Below are 13,532 nucleotides of genomic sequence, written 5' to 3'. Positions count from 1 at the left end.
GCCAGCACGGATTGTCCAAACCGCTCAGGCAGATTGAAGCCTTTCGACATTGCCCCGCGTCGGCCACGGCGTGAAGATTCCGGCTACTCCATACAAAAACAAGCCGAGGAGTCCTGCAATGCGCGACTACGCCACCACTGCCGCCGGGTTCGACTTGCAGCGGACCGCCGCCGCCACGCTTTCCGGTACGCTCCAGGCGCTCAACGCCTGCGTCGAATGCTGCGACCGGCATGCCCTGCCGGGTCGGATCGCGTTGTTCTGGGAGGGCAAGGATGGCAGTCGCGCCAGCTATACCTTCAGCGAGCTGAAAGCGCTCTCCGGACGTTTCGCCAATTTCCTCCAGGCCCAGGGCGTACGCCCGGGCGACTGCGTCGCCGGCCTGTTGCCGCGCACGCCCGAGCTTCTGGTCACCATCCTCGGCGCCTGGCGCCTGGGCGCGGTGTACCAGCCGCTGTTCACCGCCTTCGGCCCGAAGGCCATCGAACACCGCGTGGCGACCGCCGGCAGCAAGGTGCTGGTCACCGATGCGGCCAACCGCGACAAGCTCGACGAACTCGCCGATCCGCCTCTGGCCGTCACCGTCGGCGGACCGAAGGGGCAGGGCATCCGTCGCGGCGATTTCAGCTTCTGGGCCGAGCTGGAGTGCTATCCGGCCGAATTCGAACCGGTTCCGCGCAGCGGCGAGGATCCGTTCCTGATGATGTTCACCTCCGGCACCACCGGCCTGGCCAAACCGGTGCCGGTGCCGCTCAAGGCGATCCTCGCCTTCGTCGGCTACCTGCGCGAGGCGGTGGACCTGCGCCCCGAGGACGCCTTCTGGAACCTCGCCGATCCGGGCTGGGCCTACGGCCTCTACTACGCTGTCGCCGGTCCCCTCGCCATGGGCCATCCGACCACCTTCTACGAAGGGCCGTTCAGCGTGGAAAGCACCTGCCGGATCATCCGTGACTACGGCATCACCAACCTCGCCGGATCGCCCACCGCCTATCGCCTGCTGATGGCCGCCGGCGCGGCCGCGGAAACTGCGCTGAAGGGGCGCCTGCGCGCGGTCAGCAGCGCCGGCGAGCCGTTGACGCCGGAGGTGATCCGCTGGTTCGCCGACAGGCTCGGCACCACCATCCACGATCATTACGGGCAGACCGAGCTGGGCATGGTGCTGTGCAACCACCATGCCCTGGCGCATCCGGTGCGGGTCGGCGCCGCCGGATTCGCCTGTCCCGGGCACCGGGTGGTAGTGCTGGACGACGATCTCAACGAACTGCCGCCCGGCCAGCCGGGCATCCTCGCCCTCGACCGGCGGCGTTCGCCGCTGATGTGGTTCCCCGGCTACCAGGGCCTGGAAACCGCAGCCTTCGTCGGCGACTACTACCTGAGCGGCGATACCGTCGAACTCAACGAAGACGGCAGCATCAGCTTCGTCGGCCGCGCCGACGACGTCATTACCACCTCTGGCTACCGGGTCGGCCCGTTCGATGTGGAGAGCGCGCTGATCGAACACCCGGCAGTGATGGAGGCGGCGGTGATCGGCAAGCCCGACCCGGAGCGCACCGAACTGGTCAAGGCCTTCGTCGTGCTCTGCGCCGGCCACCGGCCGACGCCGGAACTGGCGGACGAACTGCAGCGATACGTGCGCCAGCGCCTGTCGGCGCACGCCTACCCGCGGGAGATCGAGTTCCTCGAGGAACTGCCGAAGACCCCCAGCGGCAAGATCCAGCGCTTTCTCCTGCGCAACCAGGAGATCGCCCGGCAACGCGAGGCGGCCCCACGGGCGGCCGCCGCGAACTGATTCAGCAGGAGAAAACGACGTGCGTATCGAAAATCGAGTGTTCCTGGTCACCGGCGGCAGCTCCGGGCTCGGCGCCGCCACCGCGAAGATGCTGGTGGAGCAGGGCGGCAAGGTGGTGCTGGCCGACATCAACGCCGAGGCCGGCGCGGCCAAGGCCGCCGAGCTTGGCGCCCAGGCGCGCTTCGTCAGGGCCGACATCGCCAGCGAGGCCGACGGCCGCCAGGCCGTGGCCACTGCACTGGAGGCCTTCGGCGGCCTCCATGGCCTGGCCAATTGCGCGGGCGTGGCGCCGGCCGAGAAGGTCCTCGGACGCAATGGCATCCATGCCCTGGAGAGTTTCCGCCGGGTCATCGACATCAACCTGGTGGGCAGCTTCAACATGCTGCGCCTGGCCGCCGAGGCCATGTCCCAGGGCCAGCCGGACGAGGGCGGCGAGCGCGGGGTGATCGTCAATACCGCCTCGGTGGCGGCGTTCGACGGGCAGATTGGCCAGGCCGCCTATTCCGCCTCGAAGAGCGGGGTGGTCGGCATGACCCTGCCCATCGCCCGCGAGCTGGCGCGCTTCGGCATCCGAGTGATGACCATCGCCCCGGGCATCTTCGAGACACCGATGATGGCCGGCATGCCCCAGGAGGTGCGCGACTCCCTCGGCGCCAGCGTGCCGTTCCCGCCGCGCCTGGGGCGTCCGGACGAATACGCCGCGCTGGTCCGGCAGATCATCGAGAACAGCATGCTCAACGGCGAAGTGATTCGCCTCGACGGCGCCATCCGCATGGCCGCCCGCTAATACAGGAGGAAGATCCCATGACCCGCGAAGATCCGATCGTCATCGTCAGCGCCGTCCGCACCCCGATGGGCGGCTTCCTCGGCGACTTCAAGGACGTCAACGCCGCTACCCTCGGCGCCGCGGCGGTGCGCGCCGCGGTGGAGCGGGCGCGCCTGCAAGCCGACGAAGTGGACGAGGCCGTGCTCGGCTGCGTGCTCGCCGCCGGCCAGGGCCAGGCGCCGGCGCGCCAGGCGGTGCTTGGTGCCGGGCTGGCGCGCGGCACGCCGTGCTCGACGCTGAACAAGATGTGTGGCTCGGGCATGAAGGCGCTGATGCTCGCCCACGACACGTTGCTCGCCGGCAGCGCCGGGGTCGCGCTGGCCGGGGGCATGGAAAGCATGTCCAACGCGCCCTACCTGCTGGAGCGCGCCCGTAGCGGCTACCGCATGGGCCACGGCAAGGTGCTCGACCACATGTTCCTCGACGGCCTCGAAGACGCCTACGACAAGGGCCGCCTGATGGGCACCTTCGCCGAGGACTGCGCCGAGGCCTACGGCTTCACCCGCGAGGCACAGGACGAGTTCGCCGTGGCCTCGCTGACCCGCGCGCAGCAAGCCATGCGCGACGGACGCTTCCAGGCCGAGATCGTGCCGCTGACGGTCACCGCCGGCAAGACCGAGCGCCTGGTGGATAGCGACGAGCAGCCGCCGAAGGCCCGGCTGGACAAGATCCCGACCCTGAAGCCGGCGTTCCGCGAAGGCGGCACGGTGACCGCGGCCAACTCCAGTTCGATTTCCGACGGTGCCGCCGCGCTGGTCCTGATGCGCCTTTCCGAGGCCGAGCGACGCGGGCTCGCGCCGTTGGCGGCGATCCGTGGGCATGCTTCGTTCGCCGACGCGCCGAACCTGTTCCCCACCGCGCCGGTCGGTGCGGTGAAGCGCCTGATGCAGCGTACCGGCTGGTCGCTGGGCGAGGTCGACCTGTTCGAGGTCAACGAAGCCTTCGCCGTGGTCGGCATGGCGGCGATGCGCGACCTCGACCTGTCCCACGAACGCCTCAACGTCCACGGCGGCGCCTGTGCGCTGGGCCACCCGATCGGCGCGTCCGGCGCACGGATCGTCGTGACCCTGCTCAACGCCCTGCAGCAGTACGACCTGGAACGCGGCGTGGCGGCGGTCTGCATCGGCGGCGGCGAGGCGACCGCGATCGCCGTCGAGCGCTTGCGCTGATGCAGGCAGTGAAGAAGAGGAACCCGCGATGATTCCCTGCGAAGAAGAGATCCAGATCCGTGACATGGCGCGGCAGTTCGCCCAGGAACGGCTGAAACCGTTCGCCGCCGACTGGGACCGCGAGCACCGTTTCCCGGCCGAGGCGATCCGCGAGATGGCCGACCTCGGCTTCCTCGGCATGCTGGTGCCCGAGGAGTGGGGCGGCGCGCAGACCGGGCACCTGGCCTACGCCATGGCCCTCGAGGAGATCGCCGCTGGCGACGGCGCCTGCTCGACCATCATGAGCGTGCACAACTCGGTCGGCTGCATGCCGATCCACAAGTTCGGCAGCGCCGAGCAGAAGGAGCGCTTCCTCCGTCCGCTGGCCCAGGGCTCGATGCTCGGCGCCTTCGCCCTGACCGAGCCGCAGGCCGGTTCCGACGCCAGCTTCCTGAAGACCCGCGCCCGCCGCGACGGCGACCACTACGTGCTGAACGGTGCCAAGCAGTTCATCACTTCGGGCAGCCACGCGGGGATGGTGATCGTCTTCGCGGTCACCGATCCGGATGCCGGAAAGCGCGGCATCAGCGCGTTCATCGTACCCACCGACACGCCCGGCTACGAGGTGGTGCGGATCGAGGACAAGCTCGGCCAGCACGCCTCGGACACCTGCCAGCTGGCCTTCAACGACCTGCGTATCCCGGCCACGCTGCGCCTAGGCGAGGAGGGCGAGGGCTACCGCATCGCCCTGGCCAACCTCGAAGGCGGCCGCATCGGCATCGCCGCCCAGGCGGTCGGCATGGCGCGCGCGGCGTTCGAGGCGGCGCGCGACTACGCCCACGAGCGGGAAACCTTCGGCAAGCCGATCATCGAGCACCAGGCAGTGGCCTTCCGCCTGGCCGACATGGCTACCCGCATCGCCGTGGCGCGGCAGATGGTCCACCACGCCGCCAGCCTGCGCGAAGCCGGCCTGCCGTGCCTGACCGAAGCCTCGATGGCCAAGCTGTTCGCCTCGGAAATGGCCGAGGAAGTCTGCTCCGCGGCGATCCAGACCCTCAGTGGCTACGGCTATCTCAAGGACTTCCCGGTGGAGCGCATCTATCGGGACGTGCGGGTCTGCCAGATCTACGAGGGCACCAGCGACGTGCAGCGCCTGGTGATCGCGCGCAGCCTGTAGCGGCGACTATCCGTCGTTTCCGCAACGGCGCCCTCTCCCTTCAGGGAGAGGGCGCGCTGAGGCACCTCGGAAGCAAACGACTGTGGCCTCGTTCGCCCTACGCCCCTTGGCAGGCGCTCACGCCGGCTGTGCCGCCTTGTTCTCGCGCGCGGTGACCTGCTGGCACAGCTCGATGATCTGTTCGCGCATCCAGCGGTTGGCCGGGTCCTGGTCGGTGCTCTCGTGCCAGTACAGGTGGGTTTCCAGCTTCGGCACGTCGCTCACCGGCAGCACCGCGTAGTGCAGGTCGTGGTGACGGGCGAAGCGTTCCGGCACGGTCATCGCCATGTCGGTCTGCTGGACCACCGTGGAGGCCATCAGGTAGTGCTGCGAGCGCAGCGCGATCTTGCGCTGGATGCCCATCTTGCCCAGCGCCAGGTCGATGTAGCCGAGGCCGCTGCGGCGGCTGGAAATATGGATGTGGGTCAGGCCCAGGTAATCGTCCAGGGCCAGCTTCGGCTTGCCCGCCAGTGGGTGGCCGCGGCGCATGGCGCAGACGTAGCGGTCCTCCATCAGCTTGACGTGGCGCACCTGGGGATCGGTGTTCAGCGGCGCGTCGACGGCGAAGTCGAGGCGGCCGGCGGCGAGTTCCTTGGTGGTTTCGCGGCGCTTGGCGAGGAAGCTCTCGATATGCACGTTCGGCGCCAGGCGGCGCAAGCGCTGGAACAGCGGGGGGAGGATGACCGCTTCGGTGAGGTCGGTCATGCTGATGCGGTAGGTCTTGTTCGCCTGCTGCGGATCGAAGCTGCGGCTCTCCTGCACCGAAACCCGCAGCAACTGCAGCGCGTTGCGCACCGGGCCGATGATGTTCTGCGCCATCGGGGTCGGCACCATGCCCTGGGCGGTGCGCACGAACAGCGGGTCGTTGAAGGTCTCGCGCAGCCGGGAAAGGGCGTTGGATACGGCTGGCTGGGTGATGCCGACGATCTGCCCGGCGCGGGTCAGGTTGGCTTCGGTATAGATGGCATCGAACACGATGAACAGGTTCAGGTCGACTTTGTTCAGGTTCATGGCACTGGCTCCGCGACTTTTCTTGTTATTGGGGGCTTGGATGACCCCCATATGGATCATGAATGTTCATGGACGGAAAAAATAGACTGGGCAAATCTTAAGCCCTGTTCCGGCATCGTTACCAGCGCCTTTGTCCGATGCCTCGCCTGCCAACCCGTCAGAAGGTATCCCCCATGGATTTCGCCTATTCCCCCAAGGTCCAGGAGCTGCGTGAACGCGTCAGCGCGTTCATGGAAGCGCATGTCTATCCCGCCGAGGCCGTGTTCGAGCGCCAGGTCGCCGAGGGCGACCGCTGGCAGCCGACGGCGATCATGGAAGAGCTGAAGGCCAAGGCCAAGGCCGAAGGGCTGTGGAACCTGTTCCTGCCCGAGTCCGAGTACGGTGCCGGGCTGGCCAACCACGAATACGCGCCGCTGGCGGAAATCATGGGCCGTTCGCTGATCGGGCCGGAACCCTTCAACTGCGCCGCGCCGGATACCGGCAACATGGAGGTGCTGGTGCGCTACGGCAGCGAGGAGCAGAAGCGTACCTGGCTGGAACCGCTGCTGAGCGGCGAGATCCGCTCGGCCTTCGCCATGACCGAACCGGGCGTGGCCTCGTCCGACGCCACCAACATGGAGGCGCGCGCCGAGCGCCAGGGCGACGACTGGGTGATCAACGGACGCAAGTGGTGGACCTCCGGCGCCTGCGATCCGCGCTGCAAGATCCTGATCTTCATGGGCCTGACCAACCCGGACGCGCCGCGCCACCAGCAGCACTCGATGATCCTGGTACCGGTCGACACCCCCGGGGTGAAGATCCTCCGTCCGCTGCCGGTGTTCGGCTACGACGACGCGCCGCATGGCCATGCCGAAGTGCTGTTCGAGAACGTGCGGGTGCCCTACGAGAACGTCATCCTCGGCGAGGGCCGCGGTTTCGAGATCGCCCAGGGGCGCCTCGGCCCGGGCCGCATCCACCACTGCATGCGCTCCATCGGCATGGCCGAGCGCGCCCTCGAACTGATGTGCAAGCGCGCGGTCAGCCGTACCGCGTTCGGCAAGCCGCTGGCGCGCCTGGGCGGCAACATCGACCACATCGCCGACTCGCGGATGGAGATCAACATGGCGCGCCTGCTGACCCTGCAGGCCGCCTACATGATGGATACCGTGGGCAACAAGATCGCCCAGAGCGAAATCGCCCAGATCAAGGTGGTGGCGCCCAACGTGGCGTTGAAGGTGATCGACCGGGCGATCCAGATGCACGGTGGCGCCGGGGTTTCCAACGACTTCCCGCTGGCCTACTGGTACGCCATGCAGCGCACCCTGCGCCTGGCCGACGGTCCGGACGAGGTGCACCGCGCGGCGATCGGCAAGTTCGAGCTGGGCAAGTACGTGCCCAGGGAGATGCTGCGCAGCAGCCGCTGACGGCTGTGGTATAGGGGAAAGGCCCGCGGATGCGGGCCTTTTTCATTCCGGGGAGTCCGCCCCTTTTTCCTCGGCGTTGCGTTCCAGCTGCCACGCGCGACGGCTGTGCAGCAGGGCGGCGAACTCGCGGGCCGCCCGCTCGTTGCGGAAGCAGATCCCACGCGTGCCGAGGCGGACCCGCCAGAAAGGTTCAGCGTGGGTGTCCAGACGTTCGATCCAGAGCGTGTTCGGCATTCGGTTCGGCCTTGTCCTCGACGGTGGCTTTCGGCGTGCGGGTCTTCAGCAGGGAGAGCAGGATACCGCCCGCCAGCAGGCCGAAGGTTACGCCAAGCGAGAGGCCGGCGGGAATCTTGCCGATCACACCGTGGAGCATGATCTTCGCACCGATGAACACCAGCACCAGGGCCAGGGCGTATTTCAGGTAGACGAAGCGGTGGATCATCGCCGCCAGCGAGAAGTACAGGGCGCGCAGGCCGAGGATGGCGAAGATGTTCGAGGTGTAGACGATGAACGGGTCCTGGGTGATGGCGAAGATCGCCGGCACGCTGTCCACCGCGAACACCAGGTCGGCCAGCTCGATCAGCACCAGGGCGAAGAACAGCGGGGTGGCGTAGCGCACCAGCTTGCCGCTGGCGTCCGGCAGGCGGACGAAGAAGTGATGCTCGTGCAGTTCCTTGGTCACCCGCATGTGCTTGCGCAGGAAGCGCAGCACCGGGTTGTGCTCCAGGTCGGGTTCTTCCTCGTGCTTGTTGAACAGCATCTTCACGCCGCTGAACAGCAGGAAGGCGCCGAACACGTACATGATCCAGTCGAATTCCTTCACCAGCGCGGCGCCCAGGCCGATCATGATCGCCCGCAGGACGATGGCGCCGAGGATGCCCCAGAACAGCACCTGGTGCTGGTAGCGGCGGGGGATGCCGAAGAAACTGAAGATCATCGCCATGACGAACACGTTGTCCATCGATAGCGACTGTTCGACCAGGAAGCCGGTGTAGTACTCCACCGCGCTGGTGGGGCCGAAGGCGTACCAGACCCAGCCGCCGAAGGCCAGGCCGCAGGCGAAGTAGCCGGCGGACAGCAGCAGGCTTTCGCGCACGCCGATTTCGTGGTGGTCGCGTTGCAGCACGCCGAGGTCGAGGACCAGGAGAACGATGACGATGGCCAGGAAGGCCAGCCAGAACCAGGTAGCCGTACCGAGGAACGGTTCGGTGAGAAATGCATGCAGAGCTGCCATTGGGCCCCCTCGCTTCGAATTGTCGGATGGTCATGTGACTCCGACATGGCGGCAATTGCTTACCGTCAGAGGGGCCCGCAGTCACTCGGAAAAAATAAACCAGGCTCCGGGCGCCGGCAAAACGGCGAGGTTACAAAGTGCTACAGCGTTCAGTAGACCCAGACTTCCACCCGCCGGTTCTTCTGTCGGCCCAGTTCCTGGTCGTTGCTGGCGACCGGCAACTCGTCGCCGAAGCCGGCGATCTCGCGGAAACTCACGCCGCCGCGGGCCAGTTCGCGGCGCACGGCCATGGCGCGCAGGCGCGAAAGCAGGACCGAGCGCTCGGCGTCGGACTTGGGATCGCCGAAGCCCACCAGCACGGTGCGCTCCTGCAACTTCCGATTTTGCCGCAGGTAGTCCAGCAAACGCTGTACGTCGAGCAGTGCCTTGTTGTCGAGCAGCGCGCTGCCTTCCTGGAAGCGGAAGTTCACCGTCAGGCGCCGCGCCTGTTCCGCGAGCTTGCGGTATTCGGCGGGCATCTGCGGGCGCGGTGCGATCTGCACCGCCTGGATCTTCTGCGCGACGAAGCCGCTGCGGGTGACGATCGCCTGGCCGCGCGGGCCCTGGGCGAAACGTACCAGGGCCTGGGCCCAGGGGTTCTTCTCGCCGGGCTTCAGGTAGAGGAACAGGCGGCGCGACAGCGGGTAGTCCTCGGTGGAGATCAGGCTTTCCTGGGGCGCCATCGGCAGCGATTCGCCGTCGGCGATGGCCAAGGCGCGGGCCCGGCCCACCGACGCGATGCCGACGAAGCCGATGGCGTGCGGATCGGCGCTCACCGCGGCCGCCAGCCGATCGTTGGATTCGAAGCGGCGGGCGTCGCTGGCCAGGCTCTTGCCGTGACTGGCCAGCACCAGTTCCTTGAAGGTGTCGTAGGTGCCGGACTGCTCGTCGCGAGCGTACAGGCGGATGGCGCCGCCCTTGCCGCCCAGTTCTTCCCAGGTACGCACCTCGCCGGCGAACACCGCCGCCAGTTGCGCGGTGTCCAGCGAGGCCAGCGGGTTGTCCGGATGCAGGATGATCGCCAGTCCGTCGATGGCGATCACCTGCTCGGCATATGGGCTGCGCAGGTCGCCGAAGCCGGCCAGGGCGCGAACTTCGCTGTCCTTGACGGGACGCGAGGCCGCGGCGAGTTCGGCGTGGCGTTCGAGGAGGGCGGCGAAGCCGGTGCTCGAACCGTGGGCGGATAGCTCCACCCTCACCAGGCGGCCGTCGCGGCTCTTGCCGAGCAGATGGAGTTCGTTTTCCCGTTCTCCGGGGGTACGGCGGATATCCTCCAGGCCTTCCTCTTCCATCAGGCCCTCGACCAGGGCCGGCAGGAGCTTCGCGCCGATGGTGTTGGAACCCTGGATGCGCAGCGCCGGCGTGTCGTCCGTGGGGATCGGCAAGGGGGCGGCGAATACCGACCAGGGGAAGGCGTAACAGAGGAATCCGAGGAAAACCAGGCTCAGGGTACGGCTCCAGAGGTCTTTGTCACTGGCGCGCTGGCGGTGTGGCATCGCGGGCATCGTCTTCTATGGGGAAGGGAATTTGCCGGCGAGATTAAGTCAGACGGGTGACGCTAAGGTTACAGCGTTGGGGAATCATGGCCCTGCGCCATTGTCTCGGTCAGGAAGTCGAGAAACACCCGGGTCTTGCCGGCCAGTTGGCGCGATGGATAGACCGCGTGGATCGCCGTCTCGTCGGCCTTCCAGTCAGCCAGCAATTCAACCAGGCGGCCTTCGGCCAGTTCCGCCTGTACGTACAGCCGTGGGATCAGACTCAAGCCGAAGCCGGCGAGCAGGGCATCGCGCACCGCCAGGCTGGAGGACACCCGGTAACGCCCGGCGATAGGCACCGCTATGCACTCGCGGCCCTTGCGGAAGGTCCAGCGGTCGGCATGGCCAGAGAGGCTGAAGCGGATGCACTCGTGTTCGCGCAGGGCCTCCGGCCGCAGCGGCTGGCCATGCTGACCGAGGTAGGCCGGCGCCGCGCAGAGCACGTGCTCCAGGATCAGCAGCGGGCGGGCGACCAGGCCGGAGTCCGCAACCCGGTCGCTACCGCGCAGGGCCAGGTCGATGCCTTCGGCGATCAGGTCCTGGCGGCCGTCCTGCAGGAGCAGTTCCAGGCGCAGGTCCGGATAACGCTGGAGAAAAGCCGGAATGGCCGGGGTCAGGCAGGTGAGGGCGAGGGTCAGCGGGGCGCTGACCCGCAGCAGGCCGCTGGGGCCCTGCTGCATCGAAGTGAGCGCGGCGTCGGCGGCCTCGAGGTCGTCGAGGATGCGCTCCAGGCGCTGCCGGTAGACTTCGCCCGCCTCGGTCAGGCTCATGCTGCGGGTGGTGCGATTGATCAGGCGCACCTTGAGGTGCGCTTCCAGCTCGGCGACGTTCTTGCTCACGGCGGCCGGCGAGAGATTCATCTGCCGGGCCGCGGCGGCGAAGCCGCCATTCGCGGCCACGGCGCGGAAGACCTTGAGGGCGGTGAGGTGATCCACGGGGATAATTCACTGTCAGTAATCAATGAATCAGGGATTAAAGCATTATCAACCCGGGGTGTGCTGGCTAAAGTCTCGCCATAGTCCACGGTTCTAGAGGTGAATGACCATGCAACCCTTCGTCGTCGAACGTCTCGATCACATCGTCCTGCGGGTCCGCGACCTGGAACGCAGCATCGCGTTCTATCGCGATGTCCTCGGTTGCGTGGTGGTGAAGTGGCGCGACGACCTGGAGCTGGCCCATCTGCGCCTGGGCACGTCGATGCTCGACCTGGTCGCGGTGTCCGGGTCGCTCGGCCGGGAGGGCGGTGCGGCGCCGGGTGGGGAAGGGCGCAACGTCGACCATTTCTGCGTGCGCATCGAGCCGTTCGACGAGGCCGCGCTGATCGCCCATCTCGAGGGGTTCGGCCTGGTCCCGCAGGTTCCCGCGGAAATCCGCTTCGGCGCCGAGGGCGACGGCTGGTCGCTGTACTTCTTCGATCCGGACGGCAATCGAGTGGAGCTGAAGGGGGCGCGGGTGGACAATCCTGCCTGAGGGAAAGGTCGCGCGCCGGATAGGGGGGGCGTCGGCGAGATCGCCCGGGCCAGGCAGCGACCGCCTGAAGGCTCATCCGGGGATGAGCCTTTTCCTTAGGCTGGGTCTCAGGCCAGTTCCAGCCAGATCGGGGCGTGATCGGAGGGTTTCTCCATGCCGCGCAGGTCGTAGTCGATGCCGGCGTCCTTGAAGCGCGACTGCAGCACCCGGCTGGCCAGGATCACATCGATGCGCAGGCCGCGCTTGGGGGTGTCCTCGAAGCCACGGCTGCGGTAGTCGAACCAGCTGAAGCGGTCGTTCACCTCCGGATTCAGGGCCCGGAAGCTGTCGACCAGGCCCCAGTTCTTCAAGGTAGCCAGCCATTCGCGCTCTTCCGGCAGGAAGCTGCACTTGCCGGTCTTCAGCCAGCGCTTGCGGTTTTCCTCACCGATGCCGATGTCGCAGTCCTCCGGCGAGATATTGATGTCGCCCATCACCACCAGGGCCTGCTCGGGCTTGAAGCTGTTCTCCAGCAGCGACTGGAGATCGGCGTAGAAGCGCTGCTTGGCCGGGAACTTGGTCGGATGCTCGCGGTTCTCGCCTTGCGGGAAGTAACCGTTCATCACGGTGATCGGGTTGCCCTGGGCGTCGCTGAAGGTGCCCCAGATGAAGCGCCGCTGGGACTCCTCGCCGTCGCTCGGGAAGCCGCGGTGCAGTTCCAGGGGCGCCTGGCGGGAGAGCAGGGCGACGCCGTAGTGGCCTTTCTGCCCGTGGTAGTGGACGTGGTAGCCGAGCGCCTCGATCTCGGCCTGGGGAAACTGGTCGTCGGCGACCTTGGTTTCCTGCAGCCCGATCACGTCGGGCTGGTGCCGCTCGATCAGCGCCGCCAACTGGTGCGGCCGGGCGCGCAGACCGTTGATATTGAAAGAGACGATTTTCATGGTGGGCGTCCTGGCAAAAACAGGAATGCTAGCCCAGCCGGGGGATGCCTGGCGACCCTGGAGGCGCTGTGCTAGTGTCCGCCGGGTACCCGATGGCTGTGTGGCTTGGCGCCTTGCCGGCCCTGTGGTCTGCCGCGGACGGGGATGGCCAGGCCATCCGCTCGACCAATCGCCGTGGCGAAGCGTGCGTGTCGCCGCTCCTGCGGCCGACAAGGAATGCGTTCCATGCCTGATCAGGTCACCGATGTCCGTCTGCTCGACGACGGCTATAGCCGCGAAGTCCGCTCGCTTTTCTACCACGCCTACCGCCACGAACCGACCTTCGCCTACCTGATGGATGCGCAGCGCGCCGGCTACGACCAGCGCGTGCGTGCGTGCGTCCGGGAGATGGTCGAGCGCCATCTGGGCGAAGAGTTGCCGGCCATCGGCCTGTTCATCGACGATCGGCTGGTCGCGGCGGCCCTGATCACGCCGCCGCAGCGGCGCCTGGATATCACCGAGAGCTGGAGCTGGCGCCTGCGCATGCTGTTCAGCGTCGGCCTGGCCGCGACCCGGCGCTACCTGGATTACCACCGGGCGGTGCAGGCCTGCCTGCCGGTCGGCCCCCACCACCAGTTGCCGATGCTCGGCGTGCATCCCGAATACCAGGGCAGGCAGATCGGCGAGCAGTTGCTGGCGGCCGTGCAGCGCTGGTGCGCCGAGGACTCCGCTTCGCAGGGGCTGGTCCTGGATACCGGCAATGCGCGCTACCTGGACTTCTACCAGCGGCACGGCTACCGCGAGATCGGCGAGGTGACGCTGGGAGCGGTGCGCGAGCACGTCCTCCTGCATCCTGGCGAGACGCCGGCGGCGACCTGAGCGTTCCCCCGGACGCGCGAGAAAAGCCATGCCTGTCAGGCGCTTGGCGTCATAAAACCCGAATGTCAGGAGGTGGTCGGCGGCGT

Annotated in this window: 13 protein-coding genes; 7 read left to right on the top strand and 6 right to left on the bottom strand. The window is 67.4% G+C overall.

All coding sequences use genetic code 11. The annotated features are described in order from the left end of the window. The first annotated feature begins 118 nt into the window (after positions 1-118). The 4 genes from HMPREF2914_RS21465 to HMPREF2914_RS21450 are packed head-to-tail and all read left to right on the top strand — an operon-like array spanning position 119 to position 4,937. The gene (locus HMPREF2914_RS21465; RefSeq protein WP_023091700.1) at positions 119-1,786 is read left to right on the top strand and encodes an acyl-CoA synthetase; all 1,668 of its coding nucleotides are present in this window, start codon (positions 119-121) and stop codon (positions 1,784-1,786) included. A 19-nt stretch (positions 1,787-1,805) separates the two neighbouring features. Further along, positions 1,806-2,573: a 3-hydroxyacyl-CoA dehydrogenase gene (locus HMPREF2914_RS21460; protein WP_003090005.1), complete on the top strand. Its 768-nt coding sequence runs from the start codon at positions 1,806-1,808 to the stop codon at positions 2,571-2,573. A 17-nt stretch (positions 2,574-2,590) separates the two neighbouring features. After that, positions 2,591-3,781, top strand: coding sequence for an acetyl-CoA C-acyltransferase (locus HMPREF2914_RS21455; RefSeq protein WP_003108823.1), 1,191 nt, complete (start codon positions 2,591-2,593; stop codon positions 3,779-3,781). Between the two features lie 28 nt (positions 3,782-3,809). Next, positions 3,810-4,937, top strand: coding sequence for an acyl-CoA dehydrogenase family protein (locus HMPREF2914_RS21450; protein WP_023981035.1), 1,128 nt, complete (start codon positions 3,810-3,812; stop codon positions 4,935-4,937). Between the two features lie 117 nt (positions 4,938-5,054). Here the strand turns inward: HMPREF2914_RS21450 and HMPREF2914_RS21445 are convergent, their stop codons facing one another. Further along, the gene (locus tag HMPREF2914_RS21445) at positions 5,055-5,987 is read right to left on the bottom strand and encodes a LysR family transcriptional regulator (protein ID WP_003090000.1); all 933 of its coding nucleotides are present in this window, start codon (positions 5,985-5,987) and stop codon (positions 5,055-5,057) included. A 173-nt stretch (positions 5,988-6,160) separates the two neighbouring features. Here HMPREF2914_RS21445 and HMPREF2914_RS21440 point away from each other — a divergent pair, with 173 nt between their 5' ends. Next, the gene (locus tag HMPREF2914_RS21440; protein WP_003089998.1) at positions 6,161-7,390 is read left to right on the top strand and encodes an acyl-CoA dehydrogenase; all 1,230 of its coding nucleotides are present in this window, start codon (positions 6,161-6,163) and stop codon (positions 7,388-7,390) included. 42 nt (positions 7,391-7,432) lie between these two features. On the opposite strand, the gene HMPREF2914_RS21435 is transcribed toward HMPREF2914_RS21440, so the two are convergent. From HMPREF2914_RS21435 to HMPREF2914_RS21420, 4 genes are all read right to left on the bottom strand, one after another. Then, the gene (locus HMPREF2914_RS21435) at positions 7,433-7,624 is read right to left on the bottom strand and encodes a hypothetical protein (protein ID WP_003089995.1); all 192 of its coding nucleotides are present in this window, start codon (positions 7,622-7,624) and stop codon (positions 7,433-7,435) included. Further along, on the bottom strand, positions 7,581-8,624 hold the full coding sequence (locus tag HMPREF2914_RS21430) for a TerC family protein (RefSeq protein ID WP_003104462.1): 1,044 nt from the start codon (positions 8,622-8,624) through the stop codon (positions 7,581-7,583). The genes HMPREF2914_RS21435 and HMPREF2914_RS21430 overlap by 44 nt, the downstream gene beginning before the upstream one ends. A gap of 149 nt (positions 8,625-8,773) precedes the next feature. Beyond that, entirely contained in the window at positions 8,774-10,168 is a 1,395-nt protein-coding gene (locus tag HMPREF2914_RS21425) for a substrate-binding domain-containing protein (RefSeq protein ID WP_031278507.1), read from the bottom strand. Between the two features lie 59 nt (positions 10,169-10,227). Beyond that, positions 10,228-11,142, bottom strand: a complete 915-nt coding sequence (locus HMPREF2914_RS21420; RefSeq protein ID WP_078452307.1) for a LysR family transcriptional regulator — start codon at positions 11,140-11,142, stop codon at positions 10,228-10,230. 94 nt (positions 11,143-11,236) lie between these two features. On the opposite strand from HMPREF2914_RS21420, the gene HMPREF2914_RS21415 reads away from it, so the two are divergent. Then, complete coding sequence (locus HMPREF2914_RS21415; RefSeq protein WP_003139067.1) at positions 11,237-11,668, top strand: VOC family protein; 432 nt, start codon at positions 11,237-11,239, stop codon at positions 11,666-11,668. Between the two features lie 107 nt (positions 11,669-11,775). Here HMPREF2914_RS21415 and xthA read toward each other — a convergent pair whose 3' ends face one another. Beyond that, entirely contained in the window at positions 11,776-12,588 is an 813-nt protein-coding gene (gene xthA / locus HMPREF2914_RS21410) for an exodeoxyribonuclease III (RefSeq protein WP_003089983.1), read from the bottom strand. A 144-nt stretch (positions 12,589-12,732) separates the two neighbouring features. Between xthA and HMPREF2914_RS21405 the strand changes: the two genes are divergently transcribed. Continuing rightward, positions 12,733-13,446: a GNAT family N-acetyltransferase gene (locus HMPREF2914_RS21405; RefSeq protein ID WP_021264878.1), complete on the top strand. Its 714-nt coding sequence runs from the start codon at positions 12,733-12,735 to the stop codon at positions 13,444-13,446. The last annotated feature ends 86 nt before the right edge of the window (positions 13,447-13,532 follow it).

The organism is Pseudomonas sp. HMSC067G02, from assembly GCF_001813485.1.
In the GTDB taxonomy this organism is placed as follows: domain Bacteria; phylum Pseudomonadota; class Gammaproteobacteria; order Pseudomonadales; family Pseudomonadaceae; genus Pseudomonas; species Pseudomonas aeruginosa.
The sequence above is the reverse complement of the archived record's forward strand: the minus strand, read 5'-3'. Positions and strand labels throughout refer to the sequence as shown.

Coding starts and splice junctions, on each gene's coding strand:
- HMPREF2914_RS21465 (WP_023091700.1), top strand. CDS start 119: ATGCGCGACTACGCCACCACTGCCGCCGGGTTCGACTTGCAGCGGACC.
- HMPREF2914_RS21455 (WP_003108823.1), top strand. CDS start 2,591: ATGACCCGCGAAGATCCGATCGTCATCGTCAGCGCCGTCCGCACCCCG.
- HMPREF2914_RS21450 (WP_023981035.1), top strand. CDS start 3,810: ATGATTCCCTGCGAAGAAGAGATCCAGATCCGTGACATGGCGCGGCAG.
- HMPREF2914_RS21445 (WP_003090000.1), bottom strand. CDS start 5,987: ATGAACCTGAACAAAGTCGACCTGAACCTGTTCATCGTGTTCGATGCC.
- HMPREF2914_RS21440 (WP_003089998.1), top strand. CDS start 6,161: ATGGATTTCGCCTATTCCCCCAAGGTCCAGGAGCTGCGTGAACGCGTC.
- HMPREF2914_RS21435 (WP_003089995.1), bottom strand. CDS start 7,624: ATGCCGAACACGCTCTGGATCGAACGTCTGGACACCCACGCTGAACCT.
- HMPREF2914_RS21430 (WP_003104462.1), bottom strand. CDS start 8,624: ATGGCAGCTCTGCATGCATTTCTCACCGAACCGTTCCTCGGTACGGCT.
- HMPREF2914_RS21425 (WP_031278507.1), bottom strand. CDS start 10,168: ATGCCCGCGATGCCACACCGCCAGCGCGCCAGTGACAAAGACCTCTGG.
- HMPREF2914_RS21415 (WP_003139067.1), top strand. CDS start 11,237: ATGACCATGCAACCCTTCGTCGTCGAACGTCTCGATCACATCGTCCTG.
- xthA (WP_003089983.1), bottom strand. CDS start 12,588: ATGAAAATCGTCTCTTTCAATATCAACGGTCTGCGCGCCCGGCCGCAC.
- HMPREF2914_RS21405 (WP_021264878.1), top strand. CDS start 12,733: ATGGCCAGGCCATCCGCTCGACCAATCGCCGTGGCGAAGCGTGCGTGT.